We start from the raw sequence: 18,502 nt of genomic DNA on the forward strand, positions 1-18,502 counted from the left end.
TATGAGTTACCTAGGAACCACCCAAACCCTTTTTGTTAAAGAAGTCAGCAACGAAGGTGCCTATTTAGATGGGCACGACTTAGGTGAAGTTTTTTTACCTAAACATGAAATAAAACATGAGCTTGAAGCCGGCGATAGCATCAGTGTATTCACATTTTTAGATAATGCAAACCTGCCAACAGCCACAACTAAAAAGCCGCATGCTCAAGTGGGTGAATATGCCCTACTGCGTGTAAAAGAAATAAACAGCATAGGCGCGTTTTTAGATTGGGGCTTAGAAAAAGACGTACTCGCACCGTTTAATGAACAAAAACCACGTATGCAAGAAGGCTACTCATATTTAGTGCGTTTATATCTTGATAACGCCAGTCAGCGTATTTGTGCCTCAACTAACTTTAACCGTTTTTTATCAAAAGATGAGCCTCAGTATAGTCACTTACAAGAAGTTGACTTAATTGTTGCAGGCAAAACTGATATTGGTTACAAGGTGCTTATTGAAGAATCCCATTTTGGCGTCGTGTTTTACAACATGGTGTTTAAAAACCTGTTTGTTGGTCAAAAGCTAAAAGGATTTATTCAAAAAGTACGTGAAGACGGAAAAATTGACGTCATACTTGAAAAACCAGGCATGGGTAAAGTAAGCGAGCTTGGTGAAAAAATAATGGAAAAACTAAAGGATGAGGGTGGCATATTAGCCATAGGCGATAAGTCTGATCCTGAATTAATTAAAAAAGTGTTTTCGACCAGCAAAGCAAACTACAAAAAAGCCATTGGCGGTTTATTTAAACAAGGATTAATTGATATTGAAGCTAAGTCTATTCGTTTAAAATAATTAAATAAAAAGCCACTTAAGTTTTAAACCTAAGTGGCTTTTTAGTATCTGAAATTTATAACCTAATATTTTTATAAGGTAAGGTACAGCGAGAATATTCATTTGAGTATTCAATTAATTCTTTTTTAGAATCTAGATTTAACGGCGCTAGCCTAAAAACTTTTTCTGTACACTCATTTTGCATTTCATCATGTGTCGCAACACAGTCTCTGCTGCTAACATCTATTCCTGCTAACACACCTTCATTGGTGTAACACAGATGCTGGGCATAATTTTGAGCAATTTTTTTAAACTTGAATAAATCAACGGGGTAACCAGATACCAAGTCAGTAACGTTTGAAACATCATCATACATTTTAGTTGAAAAAACATATTTATTTACAGCAAAGCCACTAATGATAATTACAACTAAAAATATTATTATACGCAAAGCAAATCCCTCACTGCACACCCATAATTTAAATGTAGCACAAAGAAAAGCAGTTGTAAGGAACTGCTCTCAATTATGCTAATTTTTAATTTAAGCTATTGATTCATTTACATCATTTAGTACTTTTACAGGATTTTGTGCCTGAGTAATCGGACGCCCAATCACTAAATAGTCACTACCCGCTTCAATCGCTTCTTTAGGTGTCATAATACGTTTTTGATCGCCTGCATCACTTCCCGCTGGGCGAATACCTGGCGTAACTAATTTAAACTCTTTCCCTAAAGCAGCCTTTAAACTTTGCGCTTCTTGCGCGGAACAAACAACACCGTCAAGTCCTGCTTGCTTTGTTAATTTAGCTAAATGCATAACTTGCTCTTGGGGTGATTTAGTTATACCTAAACGCTCAAGTTCAGCTTCGTCCATGCTGGTTAATACAGTTACCGCAATCAGTAATGGCGCTTTGTCGCCAAACTGCTCAAGGGCTTGTTTAGCTTTATGCATCATTTCATAACCGCCCGATGCATGTACATTGACCATCCATACACCCATTTTAGCCGCAGCAGTCACCGCTTTAGCAACGGTGTTTGGAATATCGTGAAACTTTAAATCTAAAAATACATCAAAACCTAAATCGACCAATTCTTTAACAAATGCAGGTCCAAAATAAGTAAACATTTCTTTGCCCACTTTTAATCGACAGGTATCTGGTGATAACTGTTTTACAAATGCTAAAGCAGTTTGCTGATCATCATAATCAAGCGCGATAAGAATTTTTTTTGATTTTTCGAAAGACATAACTATCCTACTAGTGAGCGAAAAGTATAAAGATTAAAATCCGTCTAAGCCTCTGCTAGGCACAATGGTTTCCCAGTGTTTACATGAAGGGCAATTCCAATAAATGGTGTAGCTAGTAAAGCCACAATGCTGACATTGAAAGTCAGGTTTAGTGGCAATGTACGAAGTAACAAGTTTATCGATTTGATTAAGCACATCTTTTGTATTTTTATTTTCTGTACTCATTAACTGTAATAAAAAACTAAAGCCACGAATAGTGGGTTGACGTTTTAAATTATCAGTTAAAAATTCAAAGGCTTGTTCAGTGTGTCCTTGCTCAAGCAAGGCTTGGCAATGCTGTATTTTTATCATCACCCCACCCTTTTCTAGTAACTCAGTAATGAGTTCATGGAATTGGTGAGTTAATTTTAATTGCTTATAGCTGTGAGCTAACTTTTCAATAAACAATGGCGCAAAAAAAGTAAATTGGCAGATTAATTCTCGCCAATAGTAAATTGCTTTTACGTAATCTTCTTTGGTGTAAGCTGACAGTCCAAGCTCATATAAAGGCCTAATTGTTTTAAAGTTTAAGCTAATGGCTTTGCGCATAAGTTGTGGGTTATTACTGGCAATGGCATGCTCACAGTAAAAATTAGCGATGGCTTTAAAGTGTTGTTCTTTTGAAAAAAGCTCAGTATGCGCTTCAAACATATTAATGCCTTTTTGCCATTCACGGGTTTGTGAATATAAAGAAATAATAGGATCGAGTGCATCTGCATGGCTATTTTTTACCAGCCATATTAAATGTTCTTCTGCGCTGTCTAATAAGCCAGCCATAATATAATCTTCGGCTAGTTCTAAACGGCTATTAGCGGCTTGTTTTTCGTTAAGACTTGGGTGTTTTAGCAGTAGTTCGTGAATTTTTATTGCGCGGTCAAGCTCACCACGGCGGCGAAACATGGTGGCTAAAGTAGAATAATGTTCAACAGAGTCAGCAGCTACTTCGAGCAAATTAATTAAATGCTCAAGCCCCTGATCTTCTTCTCTGTCCAGTAAAAACTTTAAGCCTTTACTGTATTCAGAAGTAATTTGACGATTAAACTGATGAGCCTGATTTTTTGCACTGTTTTTCCCCATGATCCAACCATAACCGGCAGCAACGGGAAGCAGTAAAAACAACAGCTCAATCATAATTAGGTGTCTTTGTTGGCAATACGCTTTTTATTATCTTTTTCAGGCGTTAATTGCTTTTTTAAACGGTAATTTTGCCACTTTAATTGCGTGAACAATTTAAAACTCACAAAACAACCCACTACAACACCTAGCAAAAAGCAGATACTTATTATAACGGCTAAAGGTAATGTATTACTGGCTATTATGTAGTTAATTTGTGTTAATTGTGGGTTTTGAGAACCCAATACAAATGCACCAATTAAAAAAAGTGCCGCCAGAATAATTTTTAATACCTTGAACAAGTAACTACTCCAATAAGTTTACTAAGCAATGCTCTCGTTTACACGGTCACGTAGTTCTTTGCCTGGTTTAAAATGAGGTACATGCTTACCATCTAACTCTACAGTTTCACCTGTTTTAGGGTTACGGCCTGTACGAGGCGCACGGTAATGCAAAGAGAAACTTCCAAAACCTCGGATCTCAATACGATCTGAAGAAGATAATGAGCCGGCCATTTGTTCAAGAATTTCTTTAACAGCGTTCTCAACATCTTTCACAGGAATATGTGAATGTTGTTCAGCAAGTGTTTCTATCAGTTCTGACTTAGTCATAGCGTTTCCTTAAAAAGAAATAGTGGAAGGGCATAAACTGCCCTTCCAATTAAAAGACTATAATTAATTAGTCTTTTTGTGCATTTGCGAAAGCAGCTGCCATTGCGTTTTCAAACACTGGCTCTTCTTTCTTAAGCTTCTCTAGTACTTCTTTCTCTTCTGCTTCGAAAAGAGCTTTAACAGATAAGCTTAAAGTGCGGTTCTTACGATCAACACCAACGTATTTAACTTCAATCTCGTCGCCTACAGAAACAACAGTAGTTGCATCTTCAACGCGCTCTTGAGCGATATCAGCTACACGGATGTAACCTTCAACGCCTTCGATAAGTTCAACAGTTGCGCCTTTCGCATCAACTTCAGTCACTTTACCTTTAACAATAGCACCTTTTTTGTTTGCATCAAGGTAGTTATTGAATGGGTCAGCTTCGATTTGCTTAACACCTAGAGAGATACGTTCACGCTCTGGGTCAACTTGCAATACGATAGCAGTGATTTCGTCGCCTTTCTTGAATTCACGTACAGCTTCTTCGCCAGGTGTATTCCAAGAAATGTCTGAAAGGTGTACAAGACCATCAATACCACCGTCAAGACCGATAAAGATACCGAAGTCAGTGATTGATTTGATCTTACCAGTAACTTGGTCGCCTTTGTTTTGTAGACGAGCAAATTCCTGCCAAGGATTAGCAATACATTGCTTAAGACCAAGAGAAATACGACGACGTTCTTCGTCGATTTCAAGAACCATAACTTCAACAGTGTCACCTAATGATACAACTTTTGAAGGGTGGATGTTCTTGTTAGTCCAATCCATTTCAGAAACGTGTACTAGACCTTCAACGCCTTCTTCGATTTCTACGAAGCAACCGTAATCAGTAAGGTTAGTTACACGGCCAGAAAGTTTAGAACCTTCTGGGTAACGACCAGCGATAGCTGCCCATGGATCTTCGCCAAGCTGTTTAAGGCCTAGAGATACACGAGTTTTATCTTTGTCGAATTTAAGAACTTTAACTGCGATTTCGTCGCCAACATTAACGATTTCTGAAGGGTGCTTAACACGCTTCCACGCCATATCAGTAATGTGTAGTAGACCATCAACACCACCAAGGTCAACGAATGCACCGTAGTCAGTAAGGTTCTTAACGATACCTTTAACTTCTTGACCTTCAACAAGGTTAGCAAGAAGCTCTTCACGTTCTTGTGAGTTTTCTGATTCGATAACTGCACGACGTGAAACAACAACGTTGTTACGTTTTTGATCAAGCTTGATTACTTTAAATTCAAGCTCTTTGCCTTCAAGGTGAGTTGTGTCACGTACTGGACGAACATCAACAAGTGAACCAGGTAGGAAAGCACGGATTGAATCAACTTCAACAGTGAAACCGCCTTTAACTTTACCGTTGATAACACCAGTAACAGTCTCTTGCTCTTCACATGCTTTCTCAAGACGGATCCACGCTTCGTGACGCTTCGCTTTCTCACGAGAAAGGATAGTTTCACCAAAACCGTCTTCGATTGCATCTAGTGCAACATCTACTTCGTCGCCAACAGCAACTTCTAGTTCACCAGCAGCATTTTTGAACTGCTCTGCAGGGATAGCACTTTCTGATTTAAGACCAGCATCTACAAGTACAATGTTGTTCTCGATTGAGATTACTGTACCTTTAACGATAGAGCCTTGCTCTGCTTCAAAACCCTTTAAGCTTTCTTCAAATAACTGCGCAAAATTTTCTGACATACGAATATACGTCTCATATATTAATACCAATAAGCAACCATGCTGCATGGGGTTGTTAAAATAGCACTGGCATCCTGCTGGTGCATAAAATGTATTTAGCTTCGTTTAGGAAGCTTACCTTCTGAGATGCTCGCATCTAATAAAGTTATAACTTTATCAAAGACTTGCTGTGCGTTGAGTTCGCTAGTATCAAGCTCAATCGCATCCTCTGCAGGTACAAGCGGCGCAACGGCGCGATTCATATCGCGATCATCACGTGCTTGAATGTCCTGTAATAGACCACTTAGTGTAACATCAAGCCCGCGCTCATTCAACTCAACAAAACGTCTGCGAGCACGTTCTTCTGCACTTGCGGTTAGAAATATCTTTAATGGCGCATCTGGAAATACCACAGTGCCCATATCGCGGCCATCGGCAATTAAACCGTTTTCTGTTCTAAACGCACGCTGGCGGCGAAGCAACGCTTCTCGAACACGCGGCAATGCGGCCACTTTCGACGCTGCAGCACCCACTTCTTCATTTCGAATAGTGGTTGTAACATCTTCGCCTTCTAAAATAATCTTTCCTGCATTAGTGTCACTGTCTATCAAAAACTGCACATCAAGATTTGCAGCTAGTGGGACAAGTGCTTCTTCGTTATCTAACGCAATTTGGTGATGAAGTGCTGCAAGTGATAGTACGCGATAAATTGCTCCGCTATCTAACACATCCCAGCCTAATTTTTCAGCCAATAGGCGACAAACAGTTCCTTTACCAGAACCACTTGGGCCATCTACGGTGATTACGGGCATTAATAACGCCGGCATTTAAAACCTCCTTCAATGCACACCAAAATAAACCGCCACATTATACGCCAATTAATAAAGATTATCCGCTTTTAGTATGTAACTTTTTATAAATACTTATAAATAGCCTATTTACTGACAGATGCTAACACTTTGAAAAATGTTGGGAATGTCTTATAAGTACAGGCCGGATCGTTAATCGTTATGGGCTTACCCCCTACCGCTACCATTGCAAAGCACATGGCAATACGGTGATCGTCGTAGGTATCTACAGCCACATTATTAAATTGCTTTGGCGGTGTGATCTCAATAAAGTCGTGCCCTTCAACCACTTCAGCCCCTACTTTTCTAAGCTCGGTGGCCATTGCATGTAAACGGTCAGTTTCTTTTACCCGCCAGTTATAAATATTACGAATAGCGGTTGGCCCTTTAGCAAACAAGGCAACAGTCGCCAGGGTCATTGCAGCATCAGGTATCGCATTAGCATCTATATCGATACCGTTAAGCTCGCCTTTACGAACAACTAAATGCTCGTCATACCAATCAATTTTGGCACCAACCTGCTCCATCACTTTAGCAAAGCCAATATCACCTTGAACTGATTTAGCGCCAACGCCTTTAATTTCTATTTCGCCACCGGCAATTGCTGCAGCAGCAATAAAATAAGAAGCCGATGAAGCATCACCTTCAACCATTATGCGCTCAACCGCTTGGTATTGCTGAGCACCTTTAACGAAGAACGTGGTGTAATTATCATGCTCAACAGTTACACCAAAGCGCGCCATCACATCCAGAGTAATATCAATATAAGGCTTAGAGACTAAGGTGCCTTTAATTTTAATGTGTGTATCGCCTTTAAATAACGGCGCAGCCATAAGCAGCGCCGTTAAAAATTGACTTGAAATACTGCCGTCAATTTCGACTTCACCGCCGGCTATTTGCCCACCGATAATTTTAAGTGGCGGGTAATCTTTATTTTTTAAATAACTAACATCACCCCCGAGCGCTTGTAAAGCATCAACTAAATGCCCTATAGGGCGCTCTTCCATGCGCGGCTCACCAATTAACTCATACTCACCAGCAATCGCACTCAGTACTGCCGTTAATGGCCGATACGCTGTACCTGCATTACCTAAAAACAACGGCTCAGTTGGCGTATTAAACACGCCACTCACGCCCTCTACGGTCGCTACGGTGCGCTCAGTATTAAGCGTTACATTAACGCCTAAGTGCTTTAACGCACCCAACATATGGCGAATATCGTCGCTATCGAGTAAGTTTTCAACAACCGTGGTGCCGTTAGATAATGCTGCTAATAATAAAATTCGGTTTGATAAACTCTTTGAGCCCGGTAATGTCACACTGCCATTCACTTGTGAAATAGGGGCTAAGAAAAGTTGCTCCATTAACTATTCTCCTTGGCGAAGTTAGCCATAAAGTCAACTAGGGCTTGTACGCCTTCCAATGGCATCGCGTTATAAATACTGGCGCGCATCCCGCCAACAATACGATGACCTTCAAGCGCTAACAAGCCCGCTTCTTTTGACTCTTTAACAAACTTATCATTTAAGCTTTCATCAACCAGCCAAAAAGGCACATTCATACGTGAACGGCAATGCTTCGCTACTTTATTGGTATAAAAATCTGAACCATCAATAAAATCATAAAGCAGCTGCGCTTTGGCAATATTATGTGCTTCCATGGCTTTTACACCCCCGGTTTGCTCAAGCCATGCAAATACTTCCGCCGCTAAATACCAAGCAAAGGTTGGTGGGGTGTTAAACATGCTGCCTTGTTTTGCCTCAAGGGCGTAATCTAAAATACCCGGCTTGGCGAGCCCTTCACGCTCAAGTAGCGTTTTGCGAACAATCACAATAGCAATGCCCGATGGACCGATATTTTTTTGTGCACCCGCGTAGATTAAATCAAATTTATTAACGTCAATTTCGCGCGATAAAATAGTCGATGACATATCGGCCACAATCGGCGCCGTTGGATGACTGGGTACGTCAAATATTTCAAGGCCGTCTACGGTTTCATTCGGGCAATAGTGAATGTAAGACGCATCAGCAGGTAAAACCCAATCGGCTACCTGCTTAATAGAAAACAGGCCGTTATCATCATTGCGCACATCAACAGCGTGTGTATTTGTAAACTTATCGGCTTCGCTGGTTGCACTTTTTGACCAAACGCCATTTTCACAATAAACTGCTTTTTTACCGTTAACATGAAGGTTTAAAGGTACGGCACTGAATTGACCTCGACCACCACCGTGCATAAATAGCACTTCAAACTCGTCACTTATATTCATTAAACGACGCAGGCTGGCTTCACATTTAGCGGTTAATGCTAAAAATTCATGACTACGATGACTTATTTCCATCACCGATACACCAAGACCTTGCCAGTTTAAAAACTCTTTTTGCGCTTTTTGCATAACTGCCGGTGGTAACATTGCAGGGCCTGCACAAAAATTATATATACTCATTACCTTTTCCTCATTCCAGTAATTTAACTTGAATTAAACTAATTTAATTTTTTTCAACTACATAAAAAAAGCGGCCAAGGCCGCTTTTTTCAATCTAATTATTCTGAAGGTGGATTGTCATCCGCCACTTCATCAATAACTGTATCTACTGTTTCAACGTCTTCGATATCAACCAAGTCACTTTCAGTCACTTCAATCTCTTCTATACGTTGTAAACCAACTACTTGCTCTTCGTCAATAGTTCTGATCAAAATAACACCTTGGGTGTTACGTCCAACCGTAGAAACTTCATTAACGCGAGTACGTACTAAGGTACCACGATTCGAAATAATCATTATTTCGTCGTTGTCATCAACCTGTACAGCACCAACAACAGCACCGTTACGCTCACTCACTTTGATTGATACAACACCTTGTGTTGCACGACTCTTAGATGGGTAATCTTCAAGTTGAGTACGCTTGCCGTAACCATTTTCTGTCACTGTTAATATTGCACCATCATTCTTTGGTACAATAAGTGATACAACACGCTGATCGTCTGGCATCTTAATACCACGAACACCCGTTGCAGTACGGCCCATAGGACGTACGCCTTTGAAACGGATTTCAGGCTTACCTTCTTCATCAAGAACAGGGTTACCATTTTCATCAACAACAGCTGTTTCTTCAGCCTCTTTAAAGCGAACAACTTTACCCGCATCAGTGAACAACATAATTTCGTTGCTGCCATCGGTAATATCAACACCGATTAAGCTATCACCTTCGTTTAAGTTAACCGCAATGATTCCGCTTGCACGTTGACGACTGTATGCCGTTAATGGCGTCTTCTTAACCGTACCGAACGCCGTCGCCATAAAGATGTATTTATCATCTTCATAATCGCGTACTGGCAGGATTGCAGTAATACGTTCATCTGCTTCAAGTGGTAATAAGTTAACAATTGGCTTACCGCGCGCTGCACGACTGGCAAGTGGCAACTGGTATACTTTAAGCCAATATAAACGACCCGCTGTAGAGAAACAAAGAATAGTATCGTGCGTATTGGCAACCAATAAACGTTCAATGAAATCTTCATCTTTCATCTTAGTTGCTGATTTACCTTTACCACCACGACGCTGCGCTTCGTAATCAGTTAATGCTTGATACTTAACGTACCCTTCATGTGAAAGCGTAACAACTACGTTTTCTTCGTTGATTAAATCTTCAAGGCTTATATCGTGTGCTGCAGCATTTATTTCAGTGCGGCGCTCATCACCATATTGCTCTTTAATTTCAACGAGCTCATCACGAATAACTTCCATTAAACGCTCTGGATTTGCCAAAATGAATAATAACTCGGCAATCAACTCAAGTAATGATTGATATTCGGTAAGAATTTTTTCGTGTTCAAGACCAGTAAGTTTGTGTAAACGTAAGTCTAATATTGCTTGAGCTTGTTGCTCAGAAATATAGTACTGACCATCACGAATACCAAGCTCGCTTGCTAACCAATCTGGGCGTGCCACGTTGTCTTCGCCTGCTTTATCAAGCATGGCTTTAACATTACCTAATTCCCATGGACGCGCTGTTAATGCAACTTTTGCTTCAGCAGGTGTTGGCGACTTACGAATAAGTTCGATAATTGGGTCAATGTTAGCCAGTGCAATCGCTAAACCTTCTAGCGTATGCGCACGGTCGCGGGCTTTGCGTAAATCAAATACCGTACGACGGGTAACAACTTCACGACGGTGAATAATAAATTCTTCAAGCATTTCTTTTAAGTTGAAACACTTAGGTTGGTTATTAATTAACGCAACCATATTCATACCAAACACAGTTTGTAACTGAGTTTGTGAATAAAGGTTGTTTAAAATAACTTCACCTACGTCACCACGTTTGATCTCGATAACGATACGCATACCGTCTTTATCTGATTCATCACGTAATGCACTGATCCCTTCAATTTTTTTATCTTTAACTAGCTCGGCGATTTTTTCAATCAAACGTGCTTTGTTAACTTGGTAAGGGATTTCATGAACAATAATGGTTTCGCGACCCGTCTTTTCATCGGTTTCGATGTCAGCACGCGCACGCATGTACACTTTACCACGACCGGTTTGATAAGCTTGTTCAATGCCTTTTTTACCGTTAATAATCGCCGCAGTTGGGAAATCAGGCCCAGGAATGTAATCCATTAACTCAGTAATGGTCAATTCAGGGTTTTGAATAAGCGCTAAACAGCCATTCACGACTTCTGTTAAGTTATGTGGCGGAATATTTGTTGCCATACCAACCGCAATACCCGATGAACCATTAACTAACAGGTTAGGTATTTTAGTGGGTAACACATCAGGAATTTGCTCTGTGCCATCGTAGTTAGGCACAAAATCAACCGTTTCTTTTTCAAGATCGGCTAATAATTCGTGCGACATTTTTGCCATACGTACTTCTGTATAACGCATTGCCGCTGCTGAATCACCATCAACCGAACCAAAGTTACCCTGACCATCTACTAGCATGTAACGCAGTGAGAATGGCTGAGCCATACGTACGATGGTGTCATAAACTGCACTGTCGCCGTGTGGGTGGTATTTACCGATTACGTCACCGACCACACGGGCCGATTTTTTGTAAGGCTTGTTCCAGTCATTACTAAGCTCGTTCATTGCAAACAAAACGCGACGGTGAACAGGTTTTAAACCGTCACGCACGTCTGGTAATGCACGTCCTACAATTACACTCATAGCGTAATCTAAGTAGGAGTTTTTTAACTCGTCTTCAATATTGACTGGCAGAATTTCATTGGCGAGATCAGTCATTTGATATCACATTCCTTCAGTATCAGCTCTTAACAACCCAGTATTAGGTATTAAGAGTGTTTGTTATTATTTCTAAGTAACCATGCTATCACAATTAATTTTAATTTACAGGCGCAAAACTTTGCGATTTATCAATTTAGGCCTATATAATGGCCTCAGATTGACGAGGAAGTATTTTATGACCGAACATCAAAATGTAGATAACGCAGAAATAGCAAAGTTTGAAGCCATCGCAGAACGTTGGTGGGATTTAGAAGGCGAATTTAAGCCGCTTCACGAAATTAATCCATTACGATTAGATTTCATCGCAGACAAAACCAAAGGATTATTTGATAAAGAAACCCTCGATGTAGGATGTGGTGGTGGCATTTTAAGTCACAGCATGGCGCGAATGGGCGCAAACGTAACAGGCATCGATATGGGGCAAGAGCCTTTAACTGTCGCCAAGTTACACAGCTTAGAAACAAGTGTCCCCGTTGAGTATATAAAAGTACCTGCAGAGCAGTTTGCAGATGAGCACCCTGAGCGCTTTGATGTGATCACTTGTATGGAAATGTTAGAGCACGTCCCCGACCCTGCTTCTATTATTCATGCGGTGGCTAAATTGGCAAAACCAGGCGCTGATGTTTTTTTCTCTACTCTTAATAAAACCCCAAAAGCTTACTTATACGCTATTGTCGGTGCCGAAAAACTGTTAAAAATGGTCCCAGAGGGTACGCACGACCATAAAAAGTTTATTAAACCTGCACAATTAATTGCATGGGCAGAGCAAGCTGGCTTAAAAGTACGTGCCAGTGCTGGTTTAAGTTACAACCCGCTTTCTAAGCAATACACAATGAATGATGATGTAAGCGTAAATTATATGCTGCATTTTGAGAAGTTAGTGTAATGGCAAGCTCTCAACCCCCCATTGCCCCAATGGAATATCAAGCATTGCTGTTTGACTTAGATGGCACTTTACTCGATACCGCTGATGATTTAGGCGCCGCACTAAACACCGTGCTGCAAAATCATCAACAACCCCAAGTGGGCAGTGATATATATCGCCCCGCGGCTTCAAACGGTGCTGCCGCTTTATTGGCTGCTGGTTTTAAAGAAAGCTGGGCACAACAGCCGCAAGATCAACTTTTACATGAGCTAGTCACGCAATATGCTGCCAATATTGCCACCCATACTCGATGTTTTGTAGGAATAGAGCAATTATTAATCGCACTTGATAACAAAGCAATACCCTGGGGAATTATGACTAATAAGCCCGGATTTTTAACTGATCCTTTAGTCAAGGCGATTCCTGCATTAAAAAATGCACGTATTGTGATAAGCGGTGATACCTTAGCTGAATCTAAGCCCTCACCCCTTCCTTTACTGTATTGCGCTGAGCAAATGAGTGTAGATCGTTCGCGTTGCTTATATATAGGTGATGCGCAGCGTGACATTCAAGCAGGTAAAGCAGCCAATATGCACACCGCAACCGCACTATGGGGATATGTACCGAGTGTTGACGAGGCATTGGCTTGGAATGCGGATTTTAATTGGCACAGTCCCATAGATGCATTTAACCACATATAGTGTCATGTTAATTAATAAACACTACATATTGTGATTGTGTTAGTTTTTACGCAAAGCTTGATGATAAAAAAAGCAGACAAAATTTATTTTTAAAAAGCGTAAATTTAATCTTTCCTTAGTTGATTTTTACAAATTTCAACTTAACCGAATGATCAAAGGTTAATGCCTACTAACACAATTGCGTTATCCCAACGTTATCCACAATGAGAGCGGTTTCTGTCCCTTGCAAAAGATCCCAGACCACACTATCTTGTGATCTCTAATTTGAACAACACCAGATATTGTGGCTAAATGTTATTCAATTAAATTCACTAAACCGGTGAAAATAACAATAAACGAATAGGCACTGTGCTTTTTTAGGTGCACGCATTGGTCAAAAATATTTAATTCCCAAGGAATACAGGCAAAGCTATGAACCAACAGTTATCTGTAAGCAAACGTGACGGTCGTAAAGAGCCACTCGATCTTGATAAGATCCATCGCGTTATTGAATGGGCCGCCGAAGGTTTAAATAACGTTTCGGTTTCACAAGTTGAACTTAAATCGCATATTCAATTTTATGACGGTATTCGTACTAAAGACATCCACGAAACGATTATTAAAGCCGCTGCGGATCAGATTTCTAAAGAATCGCCTGATTATCAGTACCTTGCTGCTCGTTTAGCTGTATTCCATTTACGTAAAAAAGCCTATGGCCAGTTTGAGCCACCGCGTCTTTTTGACCATGTTACTAACATGGTTGAACAAAAACGCTACGATGCACATTTACTCGTTGATTACACAGAGCAAGAATTAGATGAGCTAGATGCGTACTTAGATCATTCTCGCGATCTTAACTTTAGCTACGCAGCGGTAAAGCAACTTGAAGGTAAATACCTTGTCCAAAACCGTGTAACGGGTGAGATTTATGAAAGCGCGCAGTTTTTATATATTTTAGTGGCCGCAAGCTTATTCTCTGATTACCCTCGTGACACGCGCATTGATTACATTAAACGTTTTTATGATGCGGTTTCATTATTTAAAATTTCTTTACCTACGCCAATTATGTCGGGTGTACGTACGCCAACGCGTCAGTTTAGCTCATGTGTACTTATTGAATGTGGCGATAGCTTAGACTCAATTAACGCTACATCATCAGCGATTGTTAAATACGTTTCTCAACGTGCTGGTATTGGTATTAATGCAGGTCGTATTCGTGCACTAGGTAGCCCTATTCGTAACGGTGAAGCGTATCACACTGGCTGTATTCCGTTTTATAAGCACTTTCAAACAGCGGTTAAAAGCTGTTCGCAAGGCGGTGTACGTGGTGGCGCAGCAACCCTTTTCTACCCGCTTTGGCATTTAGAAGTTGAAAACTTATTAGTACTTAAAAACAACCGTGGTGTTGATGATAACCGCGTACGTCACTTAGATTACGGCGTACAGTTTAATAAACTCATGTACTCACGTTTAATTAAAGATGATTACATCACGTTATTCAGCCCATCTGATGTGCCTGGCCTTTACGATGCATTTTTTGAAGACCAAGACGAGTTTGACGCGCTATATGTAAAATATGAGCAAGACGAGTCAATTCGTAAAAAACGAATTAAAGCAATTGAGCTGTTCTCTATGTTTGCTCAAGAACGTGCTAGCACGGGTCGTATTTATTTACAGAACGTAGACCACTGTAATACACACAGTCCGTTTATCTCAAAAGTGGCTCCAATCCGTCAATCTAACTTATGTTTAGAAATTGCGTTACCGACTAAGCCTCTTAGCAACGTGAATGATGAAGAAGGTGAAATTGCACTTTGTACATTATCTGCGTTTAACTTAGGTGCCATTGAGTCTTTAGATGAACTAGAAGAGTTAGCAGAGCTTGCAGTACGCGCACTTGATAACCTACTTGATTTCCAAGACTACCCTGTACCTGCAGCTAAAAATGCAACCATGGGACGTCGTACGCTAGGCATAGGCGTTATTAACTACGCATACTACCTAGCTAAAAACGGTAAGCGTTATTCAGATGGCAGCGCAAATGCACTCACGCACAGAACATTTGAAGCGATTCAGTACTACCTAATGAAAGCATCTAATGAGCTGGCAAAAGAGCGTGGTGCCTGTCCTAAATTTAACGAAACAACGTACTCACAAGGTATTATGCCAACCGATACGTACAAACGTGATTTAGATAAAATTTGTGATGAACCACTTCATCTTGATTGGGACGCGTTACGTGCCAGTATTAAAGAGCACGGTATGCGTAACTCAACACTGAGCGCATTAATGCCCTCAGAAACATCATCGCAAATATCTAATGCAACCAATGGCATTGAGCCACCGCGTGGCCATATTAGTGTTAAAGCAAGTAAAGACGGTATTTTAAAGCAAGTTGTCCCTGAGTATGAACGCCTTAAAGATAGCTATGAGTTACTGTGGGATATCCCATCTAACGATGGTTACTTACAATTAGTGGGCATAATGCAGAAATTTATCGACCAAACGATTTCAGCAAATACTAATTATGATCCAAATAAATACGAAGGCGGTAGAGTACCTATGAAAGTCTTACTAAAAGACTTACTTGGTGCCTACAAGCTAGGTGTTAAAACGCTGTACTACCATAACACCCGTGATGGCGCATCAGATGCACAAGAAGACGCTCCAGAAGTGGAAGATGATGATTGTGCAGGCGGCGCGTGTAAAATTTAATAGTTAAACTTAAAGCGGGCGCCTTGCCCGCTTTGTCCTGATAGTTTTAGTGATAGTTTTTTGAGTGATAAACATGTCTTATACTACTTTTAGCAGAAATCATAATAACCAAATGCAAGAGCCAATGTTTTTTGGTCAAACCGTTAACGTGTCACGTTACGATCAACAAAAATACCCTATTTTTGAAAAGCTGATTGAAAAACAATTGTCTTTCTTTTGGCGTCCTGAAGAAGTAGACGTAAGTAAAGATCGTTTAGACTTTCAAGCACTTCCTGACCACGAAAAGCATATCTTTTTAAGTAACTTAAAATACCAAACTTTGCTTGATAGTGTTCAAGGCCGTTCGCCTAACGTTGCACTATTGCCAATTGTGTCAATTCCTGAGCTTGAAACATGGATTGAAACATGGGCGTTTAGTGAAACCATTCACAGTCGCTCATACACACATATTATTCGTAACGTAACCCAAGCGCCTGAACTCATCTTTGACGACATTGTTAGCAATGACAAAATTAGTGAACGTGCCGATGCCGTAACCACTTATTACGACGATTTAATTAACTCAGTGTCGCTTTACAACCTGTACGGTGAAGGCAAACATGATATTAATGGTGAAACCGTGGTGGTTAATTTATTTGAGCTGAAAAAGAAATTGTATCTGGCGATGATGTCAGTGAACATTCTTGAAGCTATTCGCTTTTATGTCAGCTTTGCGTGTTCATTTGCGTTTGCCGAGCGTGAGCTAATGGAAGGCAATGCTAAAATTATTAAGCTTATTGCCCGTGATGAAGCGCTTCACCTTTCAGGCACTCAGCATATTTTAAATATTATGCAAGATGGCAAAGACGACCCCGAAATGGCAATCGTGGCTGCACAGTGCCGTGAAGAAGCAATCAAGATGTTTGTTGACGCTGCAGAGCAAGAAAAAGAATGGGCAGAGTACCTGTTTAAAGATGGTTCAATGATTGGCTTAAATAAACATATTTTATGTCAGTATGTTGAATACATTACCAATGCACGCATGACTGCTATTGGTTTACCAGCACAGTTTGATAATAACAGTAATCCGATTCCATGGATCAACTCATGGCTTGTTTCTGATAACGTGCAAGTTGCTCCACAAGAAGCGGAAATTAGCTCATACCTTGTAGGTCAAATTGATTCACAGGTTGATGCAGCTGAATTTGGTGACTTTGATTTATAATGACTGATAGAACCACTGCAAGTGTTACGCTTGCAGATAACAGCCAGTGTTTAGATTTTACCGCTGGCTGCCCTTCTCTTTTACACTGCTTAGAATCGAATAAAATTGATGCTGCTTACCAGTGCCGTGAGGGATATTGTGGTGCGTGTCGTGCTACGCTTGTCTCTGGTGAAGTCAATTACAATGAAGAACCGTTAGCCTTTGTGCGTGATGGTGAAATACTGTTGTGTTGCTGTAAGCCCAATGGTGATATCAGTATTAATTTAAAGTAACTAGCAAACCACACAGTATAATGCCAAACAGCTCGCTTTATTCACTTACCTGTTTGCTGCAATTATTACTCGAGTAATCGCGATTATAGCCGTGTTATTTACTCTGAATAAGCAGCAGGTACAAATCGGTAATGACCCGTAATTGTATAAGCAAAAAGCATATCGCTCATTTCAGGTCCGCGACCAATATTGTGCACAATAAGCGGGTGACCACTGTTCTGCGCTATTTCATTAACAACCATACCTATGTGCGGTAAATTGCCTGGCAGCATCCAAGTGACTATGTCACCGGTTTTATAATCAGCTGCATTATGCGATTTAGATAACACTTGTGCATGGCGCTCAAAGTAAACCTGTAAGTTAGGTACACGTCGATGATCAATGTTTTTATCTGGCTTGGTTAATCCCCAAATACGCTTAGAAGGATATGAGAAAAAATTGTCCTGCATGTCTTCATGTACTAACTTTTGCAAATCAATACCAAGCTGTCGATAGGATCGAATTATAACATCGGTACATACACCAATATTATCGGGCACATCGCCACCAGGGTATTCAAGCCTATGATAGGCGCCATCGTAAGTTACTTGTTGCGTTGTTCTGTGTATCAATGCGTTGACAATATCATGATTAAAATCGGCTGCCTTTACATCAAGGGCAGATAAAGCTAGTAAATAGAGCACAAAGCGCAACATATAAATTCCTTTTATAATATTTATTAACTAAAGCTGTTGAGTAATATAGTCAGGAATATTAAATTTATTTCCATTGCTGGTAAAGTGTGCATCAAGTTTATAGGCCATTTTTTCAAGCGGAGCATCATTGTAACCACAGGTTTGGATTTCATTGATGTAGCGCATAATAAAAGCGTGAGCACCGAGCTCGCGCCATTGAACGACATGAGCCAGCTCATGAAAATGCACTCTTAAATTACGCGCAACATGAGGTAATATGTAATAAGTGTTTTTATAGGTGATCCCGGTAGTGTTTAGAAATCTGTGTCATTTCAGTATTATTAAGAAAACAGGAGTGACACATGACTCAATCTTTCGACTTCAACAAAGCATTAGCTGAACTTCAAGCTGGTAAAGGTCTTACTGGCGAAGACGGTGTTCTAACACCATTAATCAAACAACT

General features: G+C 40.4%; 18 protein-coding genes. 6 read left to right on the forward strand and 12 right to left on the reverse strand.

Going from position 1 to position 18,502, the window contains the following annotated elements; all coding sequences use genetic code 11:
• The first annotated feature begins 1 nt into the window (after position 1).
• Positions 2-832 (forward strand): CvfB family protein, encoded by an 831-nt coding sequence (locus tag ND6B_RS09575; RefSeq protein WP_008114734.1) that lies wholly within the window; start codon positions 2-4, stop codon positions 830-832.
• A 55-nt stretch (positions 833-887) separates the two neighbouring features.
• On the opposite strand, the gene ND6B_RS09570 is transcribed toward ND6B_RS09575, so the two are convergent.
• The 10 genes from ND6B_RS09570 to gyrA form a co-directional block, all read right to left on the reverse strand.
• Complete coding sequence (locus ND6B_RS09570; RefSeq protein ID WP_016899933.1) at positions 888-1,262, reverse strand: hypothetical protein; 375 nt, start codon at positions 1,260-1,262, stop codon at positions 888-890.
• 90 nt (positions 1,263-1,352) lie between these two features.
• Entirely contained in the window at positions 1,353-2,057 is a 705-nt protein-coding gene (gene pyrF, locus ND6B_RS09565; RefSeq protein ID WP_016899932.1) for an orotidine-5'-phosphate decarboxylase, read from the reverse strand.
• A gap of 33 nt (positions 2,058-2,090) precedes the next feature.
• Entirely contained in the window at positions 2,091-3,227 is a 1,137-nt protein-coding gene (lapB, locus tag ND6B_RS09560) for a lipopolysaccharide assembly protein LapB (RefSeq protein ID WP_028835278.1), read from the reverse strand.
• Positions 3,228-3,229: 2 nt separating this feature from the next.
• A complete protein-coding gene (locus ND6B_RS09555) occupies positions 3,230-3,511 on the reverse strand; it encodes a lipopolysaccharide assembly protein LapA domain-containing protein (protein WP_008114742.1) in 282 nt (93 codons plus the stop codon).
• Positions 3,512-3,532: 21 nt separating this feature from the next.
• A complete protein-coding gene (gene ihfB, locus ND6B_RS09550; RefSeq protein WP_008114744.1) occupies positions 3,533-3,820 on the reverse strand; it encodes an integration host factor subunit beta in 288 nt (95 codons plus the stop codon).
• A 67-nt stretch (positions 3,821-3,887) separates the two neighbouring features.
• Positions 3,888-5,555: a 30S ribosomal protein S1 gene (rpsA, locus tag ND6B_RS09545; RefSeq protein ID WP_002961176.1), complete on the reverse strand. Its 1,668-nt coding sequence runs from the start codon at positions 5,553-5,555 to the stop codon at positions 3,888-3,890.
• 95 nt (positions 5,556-5,650) lie between these two features.
• Positions 5,651-6,361 carry a (d)CMP kinase gene (gene cmk, locus ND6B_RS09540; RefSeq protein WP_016899929.1) on the reverse strand — a complete coding sequence of 237 codons (711 nt, stop codon included), beginning with the start codon at positions 6,359-6,361 and terminating at the stop codon, positions 5,651-5,653.
• 107 nt (positions 6,362-6,468) lie between these two features.
• A complete protein-coding gene (gene aroA, locus ND6B_RS09535; RefSeq protein ID WP_033103486.1) occupies positions 6,469-7,746 on the reverse strand; it encodes a 3-phosphoshikimate 1-carboxyvinyltransferase in 1,278 nt (425 codons plus the stop codon).
• On the reverse strand, positions 7,746-8,828 hold the full coding sequence (gene serC / locus ND6B_RS09530; RefSeq protein WP_016899927.1) for a 3-phosphoserine/phosphohydroxythreonine transaminase: 1,083 nt from the start codon (positions 8,826-8,828) through the stop codon (positions 7,746-7,748). Before serC ends, aroA begins: the two co-directional genes overlap by 1 nt.
• A gap of 98 nt (positions 8,829-8,926) precedes the next feature.
• The gene (gene gyrA / locus ND6B_RS09525) at positions 8,927-11,626 is read right to left on the reverse strand and encodes a DNA topoisomerase (ATP-hydrolyzing) subunit A (RefSeq protein WP_008465686.1); all 2,700 of its coding nucleotides are present in this window, start codon (positions 11,624-11,626) and stop codon (positions 8,927-8,929) included.
• A gap of 178 nt (positions 11,627-11,804) precedes the next feature.
• Here gyrA and ubiG point away from each other — a divergent pair, with 178 nt between their 5' ends.
• The 5 genes from ubiG (at position 11,805) to yfaE (ending at position 17,365) form a co-directional block, all read left to right on the forward strand.
• The gene (ubiG, locus tag ND6B_RS09520) at positions 11,805-12,515 is read left to right on the forward strand and encodes a bifunctional 2-polyprenyl-6-hydroxyphenol methylase/3-demethylubiquinol 3-O-methyltransferase UbiG (protein WP_033103487.1); all 711 of its coding nucleotides are present in this window, start codon (positions 11,805-11,807) and stop codon (positions 12,513-12,515) included.
• A complete protein-coding gene (locus ND6B_RS09515; RefSeq protein WP_033103488.1) occupies positions 12,515-13,195 on the forward strand; it encodes an HAD family hydrolase in 681 nt (226 codons plus the stop codon). Before ubiG ends, ND6B_RS09515 begins: the two co-directional genes overlap by 1 nt.
• A gap of 411 nt (positions 13,196-13,606) precedes the next feature.
• Complete coding sequence (gene nrdA / locus ND6B_RS09510) at positions 13,607-15,889, forward strand: class 1a ribonucleoside-diphosphate reductase subunit alpha (RefSeq protein WP_013464874.1); 2,283 nt, start codon at positions 13,607-13,609, stop codon at positions 15,887-15,889.
• Positions 15,890-15,962: 73 nt separating this feature from the next.
• The gene (nrdB, locus tag ND6B_RS09505) at positions 15,963-17,093 is read left to right on the forward strand and encodes a class Ia ribonucleoside-diphosphate reductase subunit beta (protein ID WP_013464873.1); all 1,131 of its coding nucleotides are present in this window, start codon (positions 15,963-15,965) and stop codon (positions 17,091-17,093) included.
• Positions 17,093-17,365, forward strand: a complete 273-nt coding sequence (gene yfaE / locus ND6B_RS09500) for a class I ribonucleotide reductase maintenance protein YfaE (protein ID WP_013464872.1) — start codon at positions 17,093-17,095, stop codon at positions 17,363-17,365. The genes nrdB and yfaE overlap by 1 nt, the downstream gene beginning before the upstream one ends.
• 98 nt (positions 17,366-17,463) lie before the next feature.
• On the opposite strand, the gene ND6B_RS09495 is transcribed toward yfaE, so the two are convergent.
• A complete protein-coding gene (locus ND6B_RS09495; RefSeq protein ID WP_033103489.1) occupies positions 17,464-18,060 on the reverse strand; it encodes a DUF1287 domain-containing protein in 597 nt (198 codons plus the stop codon).
• Between the two features lie 27 nt (positions 18,061-18,087).
• Positions 18,088-18,288 carry a hypothetical protein gene (locus ND6B_RS0119215; protein ID WP_442960094.1) on the reverse strand — a complete coding sequence of 67 codons (201 nt, stop codon included), beginning with the start codon at positions 18,286-18,288 and terminating at the stop codon, positions 18,088-18,090.
• Between the last annotated feature and the right edge of the window lie 214 nt (positions 18,289-18,502).

The sequence above is a fragment of the Pseudoalteromonas sp. ND6B genome (assembly GCF_000764215.1).
Taxonomy (GTDB): domain Bacteria; phylum Pseudomonadota; class Gammaproteobacteria; order Enterobacterales; family Alteromonadaceae; genus Pseudoalteromonas; species Pseudoalteromonas tetraodonis.

What these genes read in the sequence shown, in the direction of transcription:
- ND6B_RS09575 (WP_008114734.1), top strand. Translation starts at nt 2, where the DNA reads ATGAGTTACCTAGGAACCACCCAAACCCTTTTTGTTAAAGAAGTCAGC.
- pyrF (WP_016899932.1), bottom strand. Translation starts at nt 2,057, where the DNA reads ATGTCTTTCGAAAAATCAAAAAAAATTCTTATCGCGCTTGATTATGAT.
- lapB (WP_028835278.1), bottom strand. Translation starts at nt 3,227, where the DNA reads ATGATTGAGCTGTTGTTTTTACTGCTTCCCGTTGCTGCCGGTTATGGT.
- ihfB (WP_008114744.1), bottom strand. Translation starts at nt 3,820, where the DNA reads ATGACTAAGTCAGAACTGATAGAAACACTTGCTGAACAACATTCACAT.
- rpsA (WP_002961176.1), bottom strand. Translation starts at nt 5,555, where the DNA reads ATGTCAGAAAATTTTGCGCAGTTATTTGAAGAAAGCTTAAAGGGTTTT.
- cmk (WP_016899929.1), bottom strand. Translation starts at nt 6,361, where the DNA reads ATGCCGGCGTTATTAATGCCCGTAATCACCGTAGATGGCCCAAGTGGT.
- aroA (WP_033103486.1), bottom strand. Translation starts at nt 7,746, where the DNA reads ATGGAGCAACTTTTCTTAGCCCCTATTTCACAAGTGAATGGCAGTGTG.
- serC (WP_016899927.1), bottom strand. Translation starts at nt 8,828, where the DNA reads ATGAGTATATATAATTTTTGTGCAGGCCCTGCAATGTTACCACCGGCA.
- gyrA (WP_008465686.1), bottom strand. Translation starts at nt 11,626, where the DNA reads ATGACTGATCTCGCCAATGAAATTCTGCCAGTCAATATTGAAGACGAG.
- ubiG (WP_033103487.1), top strand. Translation starts at nt 11,805, where the DNA reads ATGACCGAACATCAAAATGTAGATAACGCAGAAATAGCAAAGTTTGAA.
- ND6B_RS09515 (WP_033103488.1), top strand. Translation starts at nt 12,515, where the DNA reads ATGGCAAGCTCTCAACCCCCCATTGCCCCAATGGAATATCAAGCATTG.
- nrdA (WP_013464874.1), top strand. Translation starts at nt 13,607, where the DNA reads ATGAACCAACAGTTATCTGTAAGCAAACGTGACGGTCGTAAAGAGCCA.
- nrdB (WP_013464873.1), top strand. Translation starts at nt 15,963, where the DNA reads ATGTCTTATACTACTTTTAGCAGAAATCATAATAACCAAATGCAAGAG.
- yfaE (WP_013464872.1), top strand. Translation starts at nt 17,093, where the DNA reads ATGACTGATAGAACCACTGCAAGTGTTACGCTTGCAGATAACAGCCAG.
- ND6B_RS09495 (WP_033103489.1), bottom strand. Translation starts at nt 18,060, where the DNA reads ATGTTGCGCTTTGTGCTCTATTTACTAGCTTTATCTGCCCTTGATGTA.